At 68.2% G+C, this 19,070-nt stretch carries 18 protein-coding genes and 2 tRNA genes; 9 read left to right on the top strand and 11 right to left on the bottom strand.

From position 1 onward, the window contains the following. The 3 genes from PFX91_RS05560 to PFX91_RS05550 all read left to right on the top strand — a co-directional run bounded on the left by PFX91_RS05560 (window position 1) and on the right by PFX91_RS05550 (window position 2,769). Window positions 1-1,638, top strand: coding sequence for a dolichyl-phosphate-mannose--protein mannosyltransferase (locus PFX91_RS05560; RefSeq protein WP_285729898.1), 1,638 nt, complete (start codon window positions 1-3; stop codon window positions 1,636-1,638). Window positions 1,639-1,929: 291 nt separating this feature from the next. Continuing rightward, window positions 1,930-2,133, top strand: coding sequence for a cold-shock protein (locus PFX91_RS05555; protein ID WP_017603347.1), 204 nt, complete (start codon window positions 1,930-1,932; stop codon window positions 2,131-2,133). A 327-nt stretch (window positions 2,134-2,460) separates the two neighbouring features. Next, a complete protein-coding gene (locus PFX91_RS05550) occupies window positions 2,461-2,769 on the top strand; it encodes a sec-independent translocase (RefSeq protein ID WP_285729895.1) in 309 nt (102 codons plus the stop codon). Between the two features lie 39 nt (window positions 2,770-2,808). On the opposite strand, the gene PFX91_RS05545 is transcribed toward PFX91_RS05550, so the two are convergent. The 8 genes from PFX91_RS05545 to galU form a co-directional block, all read right to left on the bottom strand. Then, window positions 2,809-3,363 (bottom strand): hypothetical protein, encoded by a 555-nt coding sequence (locus tag PFX91_RS05545; RefSeq protein ID WP_285729893.1) that lies wholly within the window; start codon window positions 3,361-3,363, stop codon window positions 2,809-2,811. A gap of 1,557 nt (window positions 3,364-4,920) precedes the next feature. Then, a tRNA-Ala gene (locus tag PFX91_RS05540) sits at window positions 4,921-4,994 on the bottom strand. A gap of 72 nt (window positions 4,995-5,066) precedes the next feature. Continuing rightward, window positions 5,067-5,720, bottom strand: coding sequence for a divisome protein SepX/GlpR (sepX, locus tag PFX91_RS05535; RefSeq protein ID WP_285729891.1), 654 nt, complete (start codon window positions 5,718-5,720; stop codon window positions 5,067-5,069). Between the two features lie 403 nt (window positions 5,721-6,123). Next, entirely contained in the window at window positions 6,124-6,834 is a 711-nt protein-coding gene (locus PFX91_RS05530; RefSeq protein WP_285729889.1) for a GNAT family N-acetyltransferase, read from the bottom strand. A 234-nt stretch (window positions 6,835-7,068) separates the two neighbouring features. Continuing rightward, window positions 7,069-7,599 carry a MogA/MoaB family molybdenum cofactor biosynthesis protein gene (locus PFX91_RS05525; protein WP_285729887.1) on the bottom strand — a complete coding sequence of 177 codons (531 nt, stop codon included), beginning with the start codon at window positions 7,597-7,599 and terminating at the stop codon, window positions 7,069-7,071. Beyond that, on the bottom strand, window positions 7,592-8,104 hold the full coding sequence (moaC, locus tag PFX91_RS05520) for a cyclic pyranopterin monophosphate synthase MoaC (RefSeq protein WP_285729885.1): 513 nt from the start codon (window positions 8,102-8,104) through the stop codon (window positions 7,592-7,594). Before moaC ends, PFX91_RS05525 begins: the two co-directional genes overlap by 8 nt. A gap of 165 nt (window positions 8,105-8,269) precedes the next feature. Then, window positions 8,270-9,502: a molybdotransferase-like divisome protein Glp gene (gene glp / locus PFX91_RS05515; protein WP_285729884.1), complete on the bottom strand. Its 1,233-nt coding sequence runs from the start codon at window positions 9,500-9,502 to the stop codon at window positions 8,270-8,272. A gap of 153 nt (window positions 9,503-9,655) precedes the next feature. Next, the gene (galU, locus tag PFX91_RS05510; protein WP_285729882.1) at window positions 9,656-10,591 is read right to left on the bottom strand and encodes a UTP--glucose-1-phosphate uridylyltransferase GalU; all 936 of its coding nucleotides are present in this window, start codon (window positions 10,589-10,591) and stop codon (window positions 9,656-9,658) included. A 165-nt stretch (window positions 10,592-10,756) separates the two neighbouring features. On the opposite strand from galU, the gene PFX91_RS05505 reads away from it, so the two are divergent. The 4 genes from PFX91_RS05505 (at window position 10,757) to PFX91_RS05490 (ending at window position 13,290) form a co-directional block, all read left to right on the top strand. After that, window positions 10,757-11,374, top strand: coding sequence for a 5-formyltetrahydrofolate cyclo-ligase (locus PFX91_RS05505; RefSeq protein WP_285729881.1), 618 nt, complete (start codon window positions 10,757-10,759; stop codon window positions 11,372-11,374). A gap of 176 nt (window positions 11,375-11,550) precedes the next feature. Next, window positions 11,551-11,892 carry an FmdB family zinc ribbon protein gene (locus PFX91_RS05500; RefSeq protein WP_285729880.1) on the top strand — a complete coding sequence of 114 codons (342 nt, stop codon included), beginning with the start codon at window positions 11,551-11,553 and terminating at the stop codon, window positions 11,890-11,892. Window positions 11,893-12,011: 119 nt separating this feature from the next. After that, on the top strand, window positions 12,012-12,662 hold the full coding sequence (locus tag PFX91_RS05495) for an SAF domain-containing protein (protein WP_285729879.1): 651 nt from the start codon (window positions 12,012-12,014) through the stop codon (window positions 12,660-12,662). A gap of 223 nt (window positions 12,663-12,885) precedes the next feature. Beyond that, entirely contained in the window at window positions 12,886-13,290 is a 405-nt protein-coding gene (locus tag PFX91_RS05490) for an MscL family protein (protein WP_285729878.1), read from the top strand. Window positions 13,291-13,320: 30 nt separating this feature from the next. On the opposite strand, the gene PFX91_RS05485 is transcribed toward PFX91_RS05490, so the two are convergent. Beyond that, window positions 13,321-14,427 carry a D-alanyl-D-alanine carboxypeptidase family protein gene (locus tag PFX91_RS05485; protein ID WP_285729877.1) on the bottom strand — a complete coding sequence of 369 codons (1,107 nt, stop codon included), beginning with the start codon at window positions 14,425-14,427 and terminating at the stop codon, window positions 13,321-13,323. Window positions 14,428-14,847: 420 nt separating this feature from the next. Here PFX91_RS05485 and PFX91_RS05480 point away from each other — a divergent pair. Further along, a tRNA-Arg gene (locus PFX91_RS05480) sits at window positions 14,848-14,920 on the top strand. Between the two features lie 887 nt (window positions 14,921-15,807). Here the strand turns inward: PFX91_RS05480 and PFX91_RS05475 are convergent. After that, complete coding sequence (locus PFX91_RS05475) at window positions 15,808-16,323, bottom strand: PaaI family thioesterase (RefSeq protein WP_285729875.1); 516 nt, start codon at window positions 16,321-16,323, stop codon at window positions 15,808-15,810. A gap of 212 nt (window positions 16,324-16,535) precedes the next feature. On the opposite strand from PFX91_RS05475, the gene PFX91_RS05470 reads away from it, so the two are divergent. Further along, the gene (locus PFX91_RS05470; protein ID WP_285729874.1) at window positions 16,536-17,288 is read left to right on the top strand and encodes an SDR family NAD(P)-dependent oxidoreductase; all 753 of its coding nucleotides are present in this window, start codon (window positions 16,536-16,538) and stop codon (window positions 17,286-17,288) included. 61 nt (window positions 17,289-17,349) lie between these two features. Here PFX91_RS05470 and PFX91_RS05465 read toward each other — a convergent pair whose 3' ends face one another. Then, the gene (locus PFX91_RS05465; protein ID WP_285729873.1) at window positions 17,350-19,023 is read right to left on the bottom strand and encodes a flavin-containing monooxygenase; all 1,674 of its coding nucleotides are present in this window, start codon (window positions 19,021-19,023) and stop codon (window positions 17,350-17,352) included. Window positions 19,024-19,070: the final 47 nt, after the last annotated feature.

Here is a 19,070-nt window from a genome sequence, read left to right as displayed (position 1 = left end):
ATGAGCACCACCGCATACTCCTCCGAGGCCGAGCCCTCGCCCCCGCCGCGGTCGGCATCGATCCGTGGCCGCTTCCTGCCCGTCGATCCCGCGCCGCGCTTGCTGGGATGGTCGGCCGCCGCCCTCGTGGCCCTGTTCGCGGGGGTCCTGAGGTTCTTCAACCTCGGCCACCCCGACAGGATCTACTTCGACGAGACCTACTACGCCAAGGACGCCTACGGGCTCCAGGAGTTCGGATACGAGCACGAGACCCTGGAGGAGCCGGTCGACGCAGACGACCTGCTCGGCCAGGGTCACCAGGACATCTTCACCGGGGCGGGCGACTTCGTCGTGCACCCGCCCGTCGGCAAGTGGATGATCGCCTTCGGCGACTGGCTGTGGGCCCTGCTTCCGTTCGGCACGACCATGACCCCGGAGGCGTGGCGGTTCGCCTCGGCCCTGGCGGGAATGGCCTCGGTCCTCATCCTGGTGCGGTTGACCACCCGGATGACCCGCTCGGTGCTGCTCGGGTGCACGGCGGGCATGATCCTGGCGCTGGACGGCCTGCACTTCACGTTGAGCCGCATCGCCATGGTGGACATCTTCCTCACCCTGTGGGTCCTGGCCGGGTTCGCGTGTTTGGTGATCGACCGGGACAAGACCAGGGAGCGGCTGGTCCGCCTGTCGGAGGCGGGTACGGAACTGACGTCGGTGGGCTGGTTGGGGATGCGCTGGTGGCGTGTCGCGGCCGGCCTGTGCTTCGGACTGGCGATCGGCACGAAGTGGTCGGCCCTGTTCTTCGTGGCGGCGTTCGGCCTGCTCACGGTGGCGTGGGACTACGGAGCCCGGATCAGCGTCGGCCAGCAACGCCCCTTCTGGCGTTGGTTGGGGATCGACGCCGTTCCGGCGTTCGTCCAGACCGTGGTGGTCGCGGCCCTCGTCTACGTGGCCTCCTGGTCGGGGTGGCTGTTCACCCAGGGCGGCTACAACCGCGACTACGCCGACGGCGTGACGGCCGACCTGCTGCCCCGGTTCCTGGGCAAGCCCGTGGAGGCCCTGTGGAGCCTGTTCGACTACCACCGCCGGATGATGAACTTCCACACCGGGCTGGTCAGCGACCACTCCTACATCTCCGAGCCGTGGGAGTGGCTCATCATGCGCACTCCGGTGATGTTCCACTACAACGGGGAGGCCGTCGGCTGCGGCACCGGTGACTGCGTCACCTCGGTGGTCTCCATCGGCACGCCGATCATCTGGTGGCTCGCCCTCCTCGCCCTGATCGTGATGTTCGGCTGGTGGGTGACGTTCCGGGACTGGCGTGCGGGCGCCGTGCTGCTGGCCGTCGCGGCGGGATGGCTGCCGTGGTTCGCCTACCCCGACCGCCCCATGTTCCTGTTCTACGCGCTGCCGATCCTGCCGTTCCTGGTCTTGGCGATCGTTCTGGCGCTCGGTCTCGTCATGGGGGCCGGCGAGGGCGCTCCGCGCTTCGCCCCGTATCTGAGGGCGGTGGGAGGCACCGTCTACGGCGTGGTCCTGCTGCTGATCGTGGCCTCCTTCGCCTACTTCTACCCCGTTCTGGCGGCGTATCCGATCGACGAGGGGATGTGGCGCGACCGTTTGTGGTTCGACGTGTGGATCTACGGCAGCGGGGGTTCCTGAACGGGCTCTCCGACACGCCCCGTTAGTGGTCCTCCATCGGAAAAGCAAGGGCTCGGAGTAGCCGGAACAGGACACGCCGCGAGGGTGATTCCCACGCGCGAGGTCTCGGCATGGCACCACTCTCCCTGGTACTGTCTGCAACTGGTTGCTGTTGTAGTTTCCATGGATGCCCGAGGCGCCTCGCGGAACTTCACGTGGGCGCTCTTCGATACGGGATCACTCGTCGGTCCGGCGCCCGGCGACCCGGGGCCAGCAGGGTGCGGCCCCGAAGTAGTCCCCAAGGGAGAGCACATGGCTCAGGGCACCGTGAAGTGGTTCAACTCTGAGAAGGGTTTCGGGTTCATCGCCGTCGAGGGCGGCCAGCCCGACGTGTTCGTTCACTACTCGGCGATCGCGGGGACCGGCTTCCGGAACCTGGAAGAGGACCAGAAGGTCGAGTTCGACATCATCCAGGGCCCCAAGGGCCCGCAGGCGGCTGACGTCAGGACCGTCTAGACCCGCGTCTTTGCGCCTTCGGCGGCAGCCCACCGTTCGGCGACACCGTCTGTGAGCGCGACCCTTGTCCGTACACCCGAACAGCCGGGATCGGGTTCGCTATGACACGCCTTGCGCTCTTCGGTCCGGAGCATCCGCCCGGCGGCTCCGGACCAAGGTGACCAGGAGCTCACCTCTCCGGGTCAGGAGGCGTCCGACCGGCCCCTCGCTCCATGAGCGAGGGGCCGGTCCGCTTGTCCGTGCCGGGTCGGGACGGGGTTACCCAACCTTCCCGATACCGGTTAACCTGCTTGGTGCCGGTCTGTACACGAAGGACGAGGGTCGCGCATGTTCAACATCAGCGGAGGAGAGTTCGTCATCCTCCTCCTGCTCGCGCTGCTCATCTTCGGCCCGGACCAGTTGCCCAAGGCCGCCCAGCAGATCGGCAGGGTGCTGCGCCAACTGCGTGTCATGGCCAACTCCGCCTCCAAGGACATCAAGGAGGGCCTGGGGCCGGAGTTCAAGGACTTCGACGTGCAGGACCTCAACCCCAAGCGCTTCGTACAGAAGCACTTCTGGGAGGACGAGGAACCGGAGAAGAAGCCCGCGGCCAGGCTGAACGGCAAACGTCCACCCTTCGACGACGAGGCGACCTGACCCCTGTCCATCCCGTGGTGGGCGGACCCGTACCGCTCCTCAGCCCACGAGCATGAGCACGAACAGGCCAAGGCCCAGAAGGATCAGCGATCCCACGATGATCGCGGGTGAGCCGAACGCCATGACCAGCCCCTCCACCAGCAGTGCCCCTCCGAAGGCCCCGACCAACCAGGGCCACCGTGGTGCGGGCTCCCATCCGTGACGACGTTCACGGCCCAGGGTGATGAGGAAGGCGCCTCCGAGGAACAGCCAGAACGCCAGGTGGGCGAGGGCCCTCGTCTCGGGCTGGACGTAGTCGGCCATCCCTCCGACCACCATCACGTAGGTCAGCGTCCCCGCCGCCAGACGCCAGTGTCCCCGTCCTCTGTGCGCCGGGATCACCTTGCGCCGCGCCGGCGTGGTACGTCGGAACCGCTCGGCCGCGACGAGGGGCTCCTCCTCCACCGGTTCGACCGTCGTCTCCCGCCGGGGCTCCGGTGGGCCGGATTCGTAGGGCGGTGGCTCGTAACCCCCACTCGCCGTGGTGTCTACAAAGGGGGGAACGGGCTCTTCGGGGGGCTGGTATCCGCCGAGGTGATCGGGGGAGTCGGACACGTCGGATCCGCTCCTTCGCGGTCGCGTGGTCCTTCCTGGCAGGACCGGAGGTCGTGTTCACCTCCCTACCCGGTGTGGTCCCCGATCAAATCACGCATCCCCCGGTACTCCGTGACGACGTGCTGAAGGACGTGCGTGTGCGATGGCGAGAACATCGGGGGAACACGAAAGGCCTGACCAGTGCGACACCGATCAGGCCCGATACCGGGATCCGGAAGGGATCCGCTCGGCAGACCGACTACTGCCAGGAGAAACCGCTGCTACGGACGGTGGTCGTGAGCGTGGTCATAGCGTCTACCTTTCTTCGGCTTTCAGCCCATCCCGCGACCATGATGGCGTAGAACTCACAACAGCCGCAAGGCTTGAAGTCGAGTTTTCTCCATTCCACGGCGCGGATACGACCAAAGACTGTACCAGTACCGCCGAATAAGTGGCCGCGTGGATGTTTTCGCAGATCAGAAGGGTGAGCATTCCTCTTCCTCGGAGGACGCCCTCCCCCATGCCCTGCCAGAACAAGCCCTTCTTTCGACAAGGACACGGCATGCCCATAACGCAGAGCAACGAAGGCTCCTATTGCCGAGAACGGAAAACCGGATATCCTCCGGCCCCTCCTGGGGAAGGGCCACGGCCAGCGGATGTGCCCATACCAGGCAAAACCACCCGAACAAGGGGTGAGAACACGGTAGTTTGCCCGGATTTGCCACCTTACATCCACCCTCAGGGGCCGTTACTCTCCGTTGCGACAGAAGGAGCACCGCACGCCTTCACATCACACTGAGGCCCTCTTCCCCCTTATTTCGGGCCAGCTGAAAAAGGAATATCTGCTCTTCCTCTGTTCCGTCGTTCCCTTCTCGGCCCTTACCTCCTCGTGGACCTTCGAAGTACGCTGGAGGGGCATCGGCCGCCCCGCCGCAGGGGATAGCCACTTCGCCGGTGACACTCGGGGCTCCGGTCCGGCACACCCACCCGCCACAGGGGACAGCGTCACCTCGACCGGGGCCCCCTTCCGTCGACGGAAGGGCCGAACAGCCCCGCGCGCCATCCGGCGACGCCCCGGCACACGGAGCACTCCGGTCGACCTCTTCGAGTCCCCGAGCACGGTCGCCGCCGTGCGCGGAACGCGATGCCCGAGCGGCACAAGCGGCACACCGGAGGCTCAGGGGATCACTCCCGAAAGCGACAAGCCCGCGGGGAAGGTCGCGAAGCGACCGACCACGCGGGCCTTCGACCGGGGGTACGGGGATCGCCCCCCGAAAAGCATCGCGGGCCGCGGCGAGCCGGTCGAAGACCGGCGAGCAGCAGCCCGCGTGGGCTGCCTCCGACCAGCACCGGCCCCAGCACACCCAAGGCCGTGCCGCGAGGCACGACGGCCGAAGGCCGAGCGGCACACCGGGGGGTACGGGGGGTCGTCCCCCCGAAAGCAACAAGCCCGCGGGGAAGGTCGCGAAGCGACCGACCACGCGGGCCTTCAATCGGGGGTACGGGGGTCGCCCCCCGAAAAGCATCGCGGGCCGCGGCGAGCCGGTCGAAGACCGGCGAGCAGCAGCCCGCGTCCCGTGGAGCTATGGGGATTTGAACCCCAGACCCCCTCGATGCGAACGAGGTGCGCTACCGGACTGCGCTATAGCCCCTTGGAGACGAGAACCAGGTTAGCAGGAATCCCCGAGTGATCCGAACCGGGTTCCTCGGCCGCCGGTCCGGACTCAGTCTCCGGCCGCCCTGAGTCGGGCATCGGCGTACTGGTCGTAGACCTGGTCGCGCCGCTCCCTGAGGGCGATCACCTCGGCCTCGCGCTCGGCCTCGCGCCGCTCTTCCTCCTCGATGCGGCGGGCGCGCAGAACCGCCCTGCGACGGGCCAGCAGCGCGGCCCTCCTCTCCTCGGCGTCGGCCTTGGCCGCCTCCCTGAGCAGGACCAGATGGCCCGCCAGCAGCAGCACCGGCGGGACCGTCACCCACCAGGGCCCCAACCCGAACATGACGGCCACGGCGGTCGCGACGTTGACCAGGACCAGGCCGGTGGTACGACGGCGCCGCCGGGCGATGATCCGCGCTCGGGGACCGGGCACCGCCCGGTAGCGGCCGGGGGGTGGAACCTCCTCGCCGGCCTCGGGCTCATGCGCGTGGTCGGTGCCGTGCTCTCCACGGCGCAGGACCTGGGTCCGAACGGCGTCCGGGTCGTCGTCGACGCCGTTCTCGGAGCCTTCCTCGGCACCCTCGACGCCGACGTCCTCGCTCTCCGCGCCCTCTCGGCGCGGGTCCTCGTGGACGGTGTCCACGGAGTCCTTGCGCAGCAGCATGGGCACGAGGACGATGAGCCACACCACCACGATGGCGAGGTACAGAGGGGAGCTACTCATCACCCCTCCTCACGATGACGGCCGCTGGACGTTGACCGACACTTCGTCGACACCGCGCCGCGTGGGTCCCTGGGGAAGGAGACGTTCCCCCACGGGACCTCGTTCCGGCCCCTCCCTGGAACCGGGGTGATTCCCGTGCTTCATATCCACGCGTTGCCCGCATCGTCAATGCGTCTATGTTCCGCACGGTACGACCCCGTGTCCATAAATGCGCCACATTCCGACCGGAGTGTCGCAAGATTGTGGACTCTCTGTTTCGGTCGTGACGTCCTTGGCCGAGAAAACGCAGGTCACACTCTGACTGCGGAGCGCATCACCAATTCAACGCAAAGTAATGAATCAATGTCGCTAAAGTGATGTTTAAGTTCTGGGCACACCTGCGATGGTGTCACGTTCAGTGGCATCATGGATGCGGACTCGCCGGATCACGCGGGCCTTGGCCGCCGTTCGGGCCTTGGGGCCCCAAAGCGGAACCGGGGCCGGAACCAGGCTCTATCGAGGGTCCGGAAGGTGTCCCATGACGCCATCGGTGCATCATCCCTTGGGGGACCTCCTCCGCGGTGATCGCATAACAGATGTGGTCACGCCAGGCTCCGTCGATGTGCAACTGGCGTCTTCGCACTCCCTCGTCCCGAAAGCCCAGTTTGGTGACCACGCGTCTGCTCGCCCTGTTCTCGGGCCGGATGCTGGCCTCGATCCGGTGTAACCCGACCCCGAAGAAGGAGTGGTCCACGGCCAACGCGACCGCGGTGGGAGTGATGCCGTGACCGGCGAAGGCGCTGTCGATCCAGTAGCCCACCTGCGCGGACCTGGCCGAGCCCCAGGTGATGGCCCCCACGGTGAGCTGCCCCACGAACCGGCCCTCGAAGAGGACCGCCCACGGCATGGACAGCCCCTGTCGGGCCTCCCTGCGGATGGACTGGAGCATCGCGACGTAGGGGGCCAGGCCGTTGGTGTTCACCGGCATCTCCGGATAGGTCGGCTCCCATGGACGCAGCCACTCCTCGTTGCGCGCGCGTACCTCTCTCAGCACGGAGGCGTCGCGCAGGCGCAGAGGACGGAGCACGACCTCCCTTTCCCGCAGGGTGACGGGCCACCCCTGTCTGCGATTCACGACCGTCCCTTCGACGCCCCGAGCACCGTGATCCATCGGTACGACACCGGAAGGCGCGGGCATCGGACTCCCGCCACCGGCGACGCTTCCAGTATTCCACTCCCCTGATCGACGTGTCCGGCGTCACCCCCGGGCGTGAGAATCGGCTGATTCCTAACCCTAATACTCGCGCACCGAAAACCGACCCCATCCCAGGAATTCTCAACGGACGGAATACCCAAGGTGTGATTCCGGTCATTTTTCCGCGCCATTCGGACGTGGGTGATCCCCGCCCCGAAGCTGATCCACCGCGTGCCCGAGCACCGGCTCCAACACGTCCATCCCGTCGTGGGCACCGCCTCTGGAGCCGGGCAGGTTCACCACGAGCATCCGGTGTCCACCGCGCTCGGCGACCCCCGCCAGACCGCGGGACAGGATCGCCGTGGGCACCCCCTTGTCCCTGCCTCCCGCCCGCAGCGCCTCGGCGATGCCGGGGATCTCGTAGGACAACAACCGACGGGTCATCTCGGGGGTGCGGTCCTGCGGGGTCAGTCCCGTCCCTCCCGTGGTGATGACGGCGTCGATCCGCTCCTCCAGTGCCCTTTCAAGGGCTTCCGCCACCGGTTCGCCGTCCGACACGACCCAGGGACCCACGGCCTCGCAGCCGGCCGCACGCAGGCGTTCGACGATCACCGGTCCGGAACGGTCCGGGTACACGCCCGCCGCGGCCCGGTTCGACACCGTCACGACCGCGACACGGGGGCCGGCGCCCTCCGACTCACGCACCACGCCTCCAGTCGCCCTTCCTGCCTCCGGTCTTCTCCTCGACCCGCACCCGCGTGACCTCGGCCTCGGGATCGATCGCCTTGACCATGTCGATCAGGCCGAGCGCCGCGGTCATGACACAGGTGAGCGCCTCCATCTCCACACCGGTACGGTCGGCGGTGCGCACCGTCGCGCTGATGTCCACCCCCTCGTCCACGACGGTGAGGTCCACGTCCACGCCGTGCACGGCGATGGGATGGCACAACGGCACGAGGTCGGGGGTGCGCTTGGCCCCCTGGATGCCGGCGATCCGCGCGACGGCCAGCGCGTCCCCCTTGGGCACCTCTCCGTCCCGCAGCGCGGCGACGGCCTCGGGGCCGAGCAGTACCCGACCGGTGGCCGTGGCGGTGCGCGTGCTCACCCGCTTCTGCGACACGTCGACCATGCGCGCGGCGCCCGTGTGGTCGAGGTGGGTGAATCCGGAGGGGTGGTCGGCCTCCTCCGGCCGTGGATCGTGGGTCGTCATCAGCCCGCCAACTCCGTGATCGAAAAGCGGATGCGACCGGGTGGCCGCACCCGAGCGCCCAAGGCGCGTCACGACGACCGTACGGCACCGTGGGGACCTTCCCCCGGCCACCCGCTCGTCCACCGCGTCGCGTCCGCGGACCCTCCCTCCACAGCGGCGGGGTCCCTACTGGGGCCGGGGCAGGCGCAGTACCTGTACGGAGGTGCCCGCGACCACCTCGGTCACCTCCTCGGGCACGACCACGAGCGCGTTCGCCCCGGCCAGGGCGGACAACTGGTGGGAGCCCTGGTGGAAGGCGGGCGAGACCGTGGCGTCGGCGCCGCGTCCGTGCGGGGACTCCTCCAACACGGCACGCAGGTAGGAACGGCGCCCCTTGGGGGAGGCCACCGGGCTGGTGAGGGTGGCCCGCGTCGACGGCAGGGGGTCGGGGTCGAGTCCGCGCAGCTTGCGCAGCGCGGGACGGACGAAGATCTGGAAGGACACGAAGGCGCTCACCGGGTTGCCCGGCAGGGTGATGATCGGGGTCCGGTCCGGGCCGATCGTCCCGAAACCCTGGGGTTTGCCAGGTTGCATGGCCACCTGGGTGAACTCCACGGTGCCCTGGCGGGTGAGCACCTGTTTGACCACGTCGTGGGCGCCCATGCTCACCCCACCGGTGGTCACGACGATGTCGGCACGTACCAGCAGGCCCTCCAGGGTGTCGAGTACGGTCTCCGGGTCGTCGCCGACGAAACCGTGTCGGTGGACCTCGCATCCGGCTTCGAGCGCGGCGGCGGCGACCATGAAGCTGTTGGACTCCCAGATCTGTCCGGGACCGAGCGGGTGTCCGGGCTCGACCAGTTCCTCACCGGTGGAGAGCACGACCACCCGGGGACGCGGGTACGCCGGCACCGAACGGCGTCCGACCGCGGCCAGGATGCCCATCTCCCCCGGGCCGATCCGTACGCCCGGGTGCAGCACCGTGGTCCCCTCGACCACGTCGTCTCCCGCCCGGCGGACGGCGTTGCCGACCTTGACCGGGCGGTCGACGGTCATCCTGGTCGTACCACCGTCGGTCCACTCGACCGGGACCACGGCGTCGGCTCCGGAGGGCATGGGGGCTCCGGTCATGATGCGCGCGCACATGCCGGGCAGGACCGCGGTCGGGGAGGGGTCCCCGGCGGGGATGTCGGCCACCACCGGCAGCCGCACGGGCGATTCGGGTGTGGCCGGGGCCAGATCCGCGGCGTGCACGGCGTAACCGTCCATGGACGAGTTGTCGAAGCCCGGAAGGGACACGGGCGAGGTGATGGCCTCGGCCAGCACGGTGCCGTGCGCCTGGATCAGGTCCAACCGGGTCGGCTCGGGTTCGGCGATCAGGGCCAGGACGTCGGCGACGTGCTGTTCGACGCTCTTCACTGGAATCCTTCCGCTTCGCGGTTCCTGTGCCAGAACCGCCTCCCGTACCTCGGGAGACGTCTTGCGCCCCATTCTCCCCGTGTCCGGCTCCCTGCGGGGCGGACCTCGGCCGCCACGCCGGGTCCGCGTCGGGAGGGCGGTGCGGTCCGGCCGTCAGGGGCGGCCCGAGCCCCGGCGGTCGACGAACTCCCGCATCCAGGGCAACAACTCCGCCGCGAGTTCGGGACGGCGGAAGGCGAAGTCCACCACGGTGCGGATGTAGTCGGCCCTGTTCCCGGTGTCGTAGCGGCGCCCCCGGAACAGCACCCCGCGCACCGTGCCGCCGTCCTCGGGCTTGTACCGGGTCAGCTCGCGCAGGGCGTCGGTGAGCTGGATCTCTCCGCCGCGCCCCGGCGGGGTCTCCTGGAGGACGGGGAAGATCGCCGGGTCGCACACGTAACGCCCGATGATCGCCCACCGGCTCGGCGCCTGTTCCGGGTCGGGCTTCTCGACGAGGTCGGTGACGGTGACGACGTCGTCCTCGTCGGTGGGTTCGATGCCGGCGCATCCGTACAGGGACACCTGTTCGGGCTCCACCTCCATGAGCGCGACGACGCTGCCGCCGTACTCTTCCCGCACCTGGATCATGCGGCGCAGCAGATCGGCGGAGTCGATGAGGTCGTCGCCCAGCAGGACGGCGAACGGGTTGTCGCCCACGTGGGCCTTCGCGCACAGCACCGCATGGCCCAGGCCGCGCGGCTCGCCCTGGCGGACGTAGTGCATCTGGGCGAGGTCACTGGACTCGCGCACCGACCGCAGGCGCTCCTCGTCGCCCTTGGCCTCCAGGGCCTCCTCCAGTTCGTAGGCCCGGTCGAAGTGGTCCTCGATGGAGCGTTTGCTGCGACCCGTGATCATCAGGACGTCGTGGAGGTCGGCGGCGACCGCCTCCTCGACGACGTACTGGATCGCGGGCTTGTCCACGATCGGCAGCATCTCCTTGGGCGTGGCCTTGGTCGCGGGAAGGAACCGGGTGCCGAGGCCGGCGGCGGGCACGACCGCCTTCGTGACAGGTACCGTCTCAGGTCGCCTCTGGTCGGTGGAGTCGTTCATGTCGGCACTCTAGGCCAGTCCCCCACCGCGCCAGGGTCTGCACACACTGCCCGGCGCCAGGAAGTTCCGTCGGTTTCGCGTCCCCGAGAACGGGCCTCCACCGGCCGTTCACCGTCCACGTCCTCGGCGGGACGGTCGTGCCCGGTGCGGTGCCACACTGGGGCCATGGACGAGAGCGAGCGACGCGGAGCCAAGAAGCGGCTGCGCGAGTCCCTGCTGGCCCGACGGCGGGCGCTCGGCGCCGAGGAGCGCGCGCGGGCCGGCGCGGTGTTCCGGGACACCCTCATGGGGGCTCCCTGGCCGCCCATGGACGGAACGGTCGCCTGCTATTACTCCGTCGGCACCGAGCCCGACACCCGCGGTCTGGTGACGGCGCTGTGGGAACGCGGCACGCACGTGCTGCTGCCGGTGTTCCTGCCCGACGGCGACCTGGACTGGGTGACCTTCGACGGCCCCGACCGTCTGGCACCGGCCGGGCACGGGCTGCTGGAACCCCGCGGACGGCGCCATGGACCCCAGGCTCTGGAGCGGGTGGACGTGGTGGTGTGCCCTGCCCTGGCGGTGGACCGCCGGGGCATGCGCCTGGGGCGGGGCGCGGGGTGCTACGACCGGGCGCTGCGCCACAAGAGGCCGCACACCCCGGCGGTCGCCCTGGTGTACGACGAGGAGTTCGTGGACTCCCTGCCCACCGAACCGCATGACCGCCCGGTGGACGCCGTGGTCACCCCCGGCGGCGGCCCGCGGATGTTCGGCCCGACGCTTCGGCCGGACGAACGAGGTTGAGCGGGGCCTCGGGGAGTCGCCGGAACGTCGTCGCAGGTGGACCTACGGCGGTGTCGGCGGCCCGGCCCTCGTCCGGGCGTTCGCGCTCGACACCGGGCCCTGTCACGCCCTCGGCCGGGGAGCGCGTACTATTTAGCAGTCAACGGGCGAGAGTGCTAACAAGGAGGACTCGAACAGTGCCTACGTACCAGTACGCGTGCACCGAGTGCGGCGCCCAGCTGGAGGTCGTGCAGAGCTTCAGCGACGACGCGCTGACCGTCTGCCCCGAGTGCGAGGGACGCCTGCGCAAGGTGTACTCCGCCGTGGGCATCGTGTTCAAGGGTTCCGGCTTCTACCGCACCGACAGCGGCAAGAGCTCCAACAGCTCCGCGCTGACCGGCTCCAACTCCGGTGAGGGCAAGGGCGGCGACACATCGGCCTCCGCCTCCTCCTCCACGGACGGCAAGGGCTCCTCCACGGAGAGCGGCAGCGCGAGCACCACCAGCACGGCGGGAAGCACGTCCGCCGCGACCACCTGAGTCTTCGGACCGTTGACGGCGGTGTGCCGTCGGGAACTCGACGGCACACCGCGTACCCGCCCGGGGATCGAGCCTGTGGACAACGCTCCGGGGACGCCGTGGCGATCTAACGTTGAGGCGTGACCGACGCACCACCCCCCTATCGGCACCGCCGGGCGGTCGTCCGCCTCCTGGACCGGCGCCGACGCCCTCTGGCCGCCCTGTTGGCCGCCGCGGCGCTCGTCAGCGCCGTCCTGGCCGTACGCCCCCTCCCGACCCCCACCACCCCGGTCCTGGTCGCCTCCCGTGACCTGGACGCCGCGAGCCCGCTCACCGGGCACGACCTGACCGCACTGGCCCTGCCCGCGGAAGTCGTACCCGCGGGCGCCCTGGACGCCGACACCGACACCTCCGGGCTCCTGCTCAACGCCCCCGTGCGCCGTGGTGAGGTCATCACCGACGCCCGGCTCTCCGATCCGCCCGCCCGGCCCTACGGGCCCGGCCTGGTCGCCGTCCCCGTGCGGGTCGCCGACCCCGGCGCCGTGGACCTGCTCTCCCCCGGCAGCAGGGTGGACGTCCTCGCCGCCCACGGCCACGACGACCTGGGACCCGCTCGTGCCGGTGCCGCCGTGGAGGTGGCCAACGACCGGCCCGTTCTCGCCCTGCCCCGCGAGACCGGCCAGGCGGGGGAGGGCGGGGCGTTGATCCTCATCGCCGCCACCCCCGCCGAGGCCAGGAGTCTGGCGGGCCACGCCGCCTCCTCCCGATTGTCCATCACCATCCGCGGTTGACCCCCGCCCGGGTGTGGGCGAAGCTGGCCGGGCGCCGCGGACCCTCACGTCGGCGGCGCCCCTCCCCCCGTGCCGGGGCCGTGTGGAAGAGGCCTCGAAGAAGGCGTCCGCTCCGTCGCGGGCCCCACGCCCACCCCGTGCGCGGTGGCACAGCGCGCGGAGGAGGGCACGCCCCGCGGTTTCGGGGCAAGGACGTTCACCACGGATTCGACAGGACTCCTCCATGCAGGGTTTCAAGAAGTTCCTGTTCCAGGGAAACCTGGTGCAGCTGGCGGTCGCGGTCGTGATCGGCTCGGTCTTCGCCAACCTCATCACCGCGTTCACCGAGGGTTTCATCACTCCGCTGCTCGGTATCTTCGGCGGCGTCCCGACCTTCGGTGACCTCTACTTCGAGATCAACGGAAGCCGTTTCCTGTACGGCGCCTTCGTGGACGCGTTGATCTCCTTCCTCATCACCGCCGCGATCCTGTACTTCCTGGTGGTGCTGCCCGTGTCCAAGGTCGTGGAGCGCTTCGTCAAGGCCGAGGAGGCCACCACCCGCGAGTGCCCCCACTGCGTCAGCGAGATCGACAAGAGGGCGACCCGATGCGCCCACTGCACCGCCGAGGTCGTACCGGAGACCGTCTGAGGACTCCTCGACGGGACGGGGCCGGCGGCGTCAGCCGGTGTACTCCCAGTGCCAGGGCTCGAAGGGGCTGGACTTGGCCCAGGCCGGATGGATCCACCCGTAGTCGGCGCCGTTGGCCTCCATCCACAGCCAACGTTCGGACCTGTAGTTCTGGATGCCACAGCCCAGGTCGATCGCCTGTCCCAGCCCATGGTTGCTCGTACCGGGGACCGCCGCGAAGCCCGGTGCCACCTCGCGGTAGACGCGGTGCTGGTTGGGCAGGTCGCGGTAGGCGCTGGTGATGCACATGTTCTCGCCGAACTCCTCCACGTACCGGGAGTTGAGTTGGAGGAAGTCCACGGCCGCGTCGGCCCGCAACTGCTTGTTGTCGTAGAGGTCGCACAGGGCCTCACCCGGCAGCAGGCCGTTGGGGGCCCCCTGCGCCTTCGCGGCGTTGGCGGGGTCGCAGTCGCCGGCGGCCATGTAGGCCTCGGGGTCGATGCCACGGTCTTCGAGTTCGCCGTAGAGCTCCTCGGTGAGTTCCTCCGAACGCTCACGCAACTGCTCGATGTCCGCGGCCAGCTCGACCTCCTCCAGCTGGGTGTTGGTCTGTAGTTCCTGTGCCTGGCTGGCCAGTTCGACCTGTTCCTCCCGCAGGTCGGTGGCGTCCTGGATCATCGCCTGGTTGTTCTCGGAGATCTTCGCCGCGTAGGACTGCGTTTGCAGATCCTCCACGAGCGCCCCCGACGCCAGCACCGCCAACAGGCCTCCGTCGGGCTGCTTGTAGAGGGTGCTGGCCAGTTGGGCCAAGGGCTCGCGCATCTCGCTGAGTTCGAGCTCGGTCTGCTGGAGGTCGTACAGGGTCTCGACCAGCTCCTCCTGGGCCTCCTCCAACGCCTCCTGGCGTTCGACCTGCTCGTCGGTGGCCTCCTGGAGTTCGTCCGCGGCGGCCTCCGCCCGCTCCCGAAGCTCCTCCAGACTGGCCTCGGCGGGATCCAGCGCGGCCATCGGCACCGGGGCCACGAGCAGCGCGGTGACGAGTGCGAGTGTCACCGCCTGAGCGAAACGGACACGGTAGGACATCGCAAGGGCGGTCAGCGCCCCGCGGCCACCCGGCACGCGGGACCTGCGCCGCGCCGCATCAGAAGTGAACGGCACGAATGATCCTCCGGACTGCTTCCTTGAACACCTACCCGTGGCCGCAACGCAACGTACTACATGTCCGCCTGCGGCCACGCGGGGCTGTTTCGCCGGTCGGAGCGGGCGACGTGCGGGGCTTCGCCCTTCACCACGCCCTCTGTTCCCGTTTCCGGAGAAACCCCTGATCACCACAGTGCCGACCGAAACCACGTCCCGGTGTTCACGATCACCGGAGGTACACATGCGGCCGTAACACGACACGCGCCATGAGCGAGATCACAACGCGTCGGGGCAACCAATCGTAGGTCAGCGTACTGTGCCATGCAGGCAGCGTCTCCCACCCATGCCCCCCGAACGGAAAACCGACACCCCATCCACTGCCATCCTGGGTTAGGCTTGGCCAGGTGGCGGGGTAGGACATACCTCTGTCAGACCCATGGCTCCGTAGCTCAGGGGATAGAGCACCGCTCTCCTAAAGCGGGTGCCGCAGGTTCGAATCCTGCCGGGGCCGCCCTCATGACCTGGGGCTTCTCTTTCACGAGGGGCCCCAGTCCCGTTTCGGGGGCCGGTTCCGCGAGTTCCTCGCCGTGCCCCGGCAGCCGTCGGAGCATGGCCGCCGCGCTTCAGGCAGCGGTGGGACTTGACGGCACATCCCACAGCGCCCGGTGCGGTGTCCACCGCGGCCCTTGGCACAGGAACGTCGGTGACGACCTTCGGTACAGGCGTCGACATCGTCACGACCATGACCGAGATCCACGGCATCAGCCCCACTCGACCGCGATCGCTGAGGGACTCGACGACCGGTCTCGTGCTCGTCCGGGGTAGCGCACTCCGTAAGAGGTGTTCCACAAGCGACCACTCGACGATGTCGCTTCCATGAATCGCCACCACCGTGGTCCTGGGGGGAAATCGATGCCTCTCGGAAGCAGGGGATGAAGACGATTTCGGCGCTGGGGAGGAAGAGTTCCGCTGGCACACCTTCAGCCTCGACCCCTGGAGAAGTGAGCCATGACCGTCGTGGTGAGCGAAAAGGGGGTTCTTTCGGGCCGCGGACCGAGGAGTTCCACTCACATGACGGTGCGTCCTCCTATGGGGCGGCCACCCGGATCACCACATGCCGATCTCCGAAGCCCCGACCCCTTGAGGATGCCTTCCCTCAATCCGATAAAGGGGCTTCGTCACTCTACGGCCAAGGACCCGACACCCTCCCGGTTCTTCTTGCCGGCACTCCGCACAGTGGTGTGAGGGCCTGAAAATGAGCGTTCTCACCACCCACACCGAGCTCGCACCCATCGATCTTCCGGTTCCGGACCATCCACCGTAGGGCGGGGCGATGTCGTACATGTGCGGGTAGGACGCCACCCCTGAGAGATGTTCGGGACGCCGATCCACGTGGGATCAGGCCTGACCGGGCCTCAAGGTGACGAACAGGCTCTCCGCCTCCGCGCACAGCGTTGGCCCGTCACGCAGCTCGGCCCGCAAGAACCTCTTGCGCCCTTCCGCACGCTCCGTCCACGCGGAGAAGGTGAGTTCGACTCCGATACGGACGACCGAGAGGTACCGGGTGTTCAAATACGCCGTACGTGAAGCCGGCATTCCTTCGGCGTTGGCCAGCCACCCGAAAAGCTCGTCGAAGAGCAGTGGTATCGATCCTCCGTGCGCGGCACCTCTGCCACCGAGGAAGAACGGACCGAAAACGGATCGACCCGTGAGGGAGTCGGGCGGTGTCGATTCGAGCACCTCGTACCAGGGGGTGGTGGCCTGCCCCGCCGCGGGTAGCCGGAAAAGGCGACCATAATGCCGCTCCTCCTCGGGTACTCGCTCGGCGGCGAGCCGTTCCGTCAAGTCGGCCAAGGTGGCGCGCAGCTCTTCACTCGACGCCTCGGTGAGGGACGCGGAAGAGAACTCGTCCAAGAAGCCACGCAACTGGGAAATCAGCTCCGCGTGATACCGATGCACGGAAGAGATGCTCTCGGCCCGGGGATCGGCCGTTGAGGAATCGTCTGTCATACGAGAGAGACTATCAAGCACTTGCTTGACATCTGTGCGAATAAGGCCCTAGCGTCCGAGCCGAAGATCATCACCGGCTCAGCGCGGGCGCGGTTGAGGGCAAGGAGCGGGGTCACATGGAGCTGGGACTCGACGGTGCTCGAGCGATCGTCACCGGGGCCGGTGCGGGTATCGGTCGCGCGGTGGCGATCACCCTCGCGGAGAGCGGCGTACACGTGCTGCTGGTCGCACGGAGGATCAACGCACTCGAAGCGGTCGCCGATCGGATCACGGAGACCACGGGGAGGCGTCCGGCCCTGCTCTCCTGCGACCTCAGCGCCCCCGACGCGGCATCGGTGATCGGGCGGGCCGCGCGAGAAGAACTCGGGGGCGTGGACATCGTGGTCAACAACGCGGGCCAGGCTGACCCTCCCGGCGGTGTTCTCGACGAAGCCGCGTGGAGAGACTCCTTCGAGCTGAACTTCCATTCCAAGCGCCGGCTCGCCGAGGAATTGCGCCCCGAACTGGAAGCGTCCGGCCGGGGGCGAGTGGTGAACGTGGTCGGCCTGCTCGAGCCCGTCGCCGTCACGGCCGCCCAAGCGGCCATCGCGGCCTGTCGCCTGTGGTCCAAGGCGTTCTCTCGCGAGGTCGCCGCCACGGGTGTGACCGTCAACTGTGTGGCGCCCGGCCGGATCGACAGCGAGCAGGTACGGCGCCACTTCCCCACTCCGGAGGCGCGCGAGGAGTACGCCGTCCAGAACATTCCGTCGCGACGCTTCGGGGAGCCGGAGGAGGCGGCCGCCCTGATCGCCTTCCTGTGCTCGGCGGGAGCCTCCTACGTCACCGGTGAGACGATCGGCGTCGACGGGGGCTTGCGTCGCCACGCGTGATCCGGAGCCGGCGGGAAGGGACGGAGCCTCCCCGCCGGCCCGGCTCCGAGCCGCACCGTGGTCAGGTCGACAACGTGGCCGACACGGCGGAACTCGACAGCAGGAAGCTGGGATAGCCGTTCTCGAGCTCCTCGGTGAGTCGTCGCCGATAACGGGGGGCGCCTCCGAGGTAGACCATGACACGTGGTTTCTCATCACGTTCGAGGTTGATGTTGTGCCCGTTGAACCACGACCGTGTCTGTGACATCAGCAGTTTGGAGTTCACCTCACGCACGTGCTCGACCCAGGCGATCTCGGCCTCACGGCGCCCCTCGAACCTGTCGATGCCGTGTTCCTCGATGTAGAGCGCCGTCTGTGTCATCCAGTTGACGACGTCTTCGATCCCGCGCGGAAAGTTGGCCGAGGCCGAGCCCGACTGCGGTCCCACGAGAACGAACATGTTGGGGAAGGAGGAGACCTGGACTCCCAGGCAGGTCTCGGGCCCGTCCTTCCACCGGTCCTTGAGCCGAACGCCATCGGTGCCGATGATCTCGATCCGGTCGAAGGGACCGGTCACGGCGTCGAAGCCGGTGGCGTAGACGATGACGTCCAGCTCCAGGTCACGGAACTCTCCGGAGCCCAGGTCGAGCCGGATACCGGTCTCGGTCACCTCGTGGATCGGGTGCGCCATCAGGTCGACGAGCTCGACGTTGGGCTGGTTGAAGACCTCGTAGAAGCCGGATTCTCCCGCGACCCGCTTCGTCCCGAACCCGTGATCCTTCGGGATCAGCAGCTCGGCCACCTCGGGGTCCTCGACCCGCTCCCGGATCTTGCCGGCGACGAACTCCGAGAGCTCACGGTTGGGTCCGGGCTCCGTGATGCAGTCACGGTAGTTGCCCATGTAGAGGCCGGCGCCCTGGCCGTTGTAGAGCTCTTCCCAATGACGCAGCCGCTCTTCACGCGTCACGTCGGTCGAAAGCGTCCGGTGGGGCCGGTGGATGAAGCCCGCCGGGGTCTCACGGCACCACGCGAAGATCTCGTCGTACCTTTCCCTCAGCTCCTGCATCTCCTCCTTGGAGATCGGCGCGTTGCCCAAGGGCGCGCACCAGTTGGCGTCTCGCTGAAGGACCGACAGCGACTCCACCTTGTCGGCGATGTCGGTGATCACCTGTACGCCACTCGCGCCGGTGCCGATGACCGCGACCCGCTTGCCGGTCACGTCATACCCTTCGGGCCAGTCGAACGTGTGCGTCTCCAATCCCCGGAACGTCCCCCTGCCCGGGATCCTCGGATAGGTCGGCACGGAGAGGAGTCCCATCGCGTACAGCACGAACTTGGCGCGGATCACCTGGCCGTTCTCGAAGGTGAGCGTCCACCGAAGATCGTCCTCCGACCACTCGGCACGGACCAGGCGCATGTCGAAGGTGATGTGCTGCCGCAGGTCGAACTTGTCCGCCACGTGTTCGAGGTAGGAGAGCGTCTCGGGTTGGGCGGCGAACCTCTCCTTCCAATCCCACTCCTGGAGAAGCTCCTCGGAGAACGAGTACTGGTACGTGTAGGACTCGGAGTCGAAGCGGCAACCCGGGTATCGGTTCTTGTACCAGGTGCCGCCAAGCCCCGAGTTGGCGTCGACCACTCGCACGTCGGCCCCGATCTCGAGCAGATCGTGCAGCTGGTGGAGACCGCACACTCCGGCACCGATGATGAGGTAGTCCACCTCGGAGGTTCGCTCCGCATCACCATTGACTCGCCCCACGACACTCCTCCAATTAATCAAGCGCTTGCTCTAATTCAGCGTGTAAC

The organism is Nocardiopsis sp. ATB16-24, assembly GCF_030271535.1.
In the GTDB taxonomy this organism is placed as follows: domain Bacteria; phylum Actinomycetota; class Actinomycetes; order Streptosporangiales; family Streptosporangiaceae; genus Nocardiopsis.
This window is presented reverse-complemented; position numbering and strand designations above follow the sequence as displayed.

Coding starts and splice junctions, on each gene's coding strand:
- PFX91_RS05560 (WP_285729898.1), top strand. CDS start 1: ATGAGCACCACCGCATACTCCTCCGAGGCCGAGCCCTCGCCCCCGCCG.
- PFX91_RS05555 (WP_017603347.1), top strand. CDS start 1,930: ATGGCTCAGGGCACCGTGAAGTGGTTCAACTCTGAGAAGGGTTTCGGG.
- PFX91_RS05550 (WP_285729895.1), top strand. CDS start 2,461: ATGTTCAACATCAGCGGAGGAGAGTTCGTCATCCTCCTCCTGCTCGCG.
- sepX (WP_285729891.1), bottom strand. CDS start 5,720: ATGAGTAGCTCCCCTCTGTACCTCGCCATCGTGGTGGTGTGGCTCATC.
- moaC (WP_285729885.1), bottom strand. CDS start 8,104: ATGACGACCCACGATCCACGGCCGGAGGAGGCCGACCACCCCTCCGGA.
- galU (WP_285729882.1), bottom strand. CDS start 10,591: ATGAACGACTCCACCGACCAGAGGCGACCTGAGACGGTACCTGTCACG.
- PFX91_RS05505 (WP_285729881.1), top strand. CDS start 10,757: ATGGACGAGAGCGAGCGACGCGGAGCCAAGAAGCGGCTGCGCGAGTCC.
- PFX91_RS05490 (WP_285729878.1), top strand. CDS start 12,886: ATGCAGGGTTTCAAGAAGTTCCTGTTCCAGGGAAACCTGGTGCAGCTG.
- PFX91_RS05470 (WP_285729874.1), top strand. CDS start 16,536: ATGGAGCTGGGACTCGACGGTGCTCGAGCGATCGTCACCGGGGCCGGT.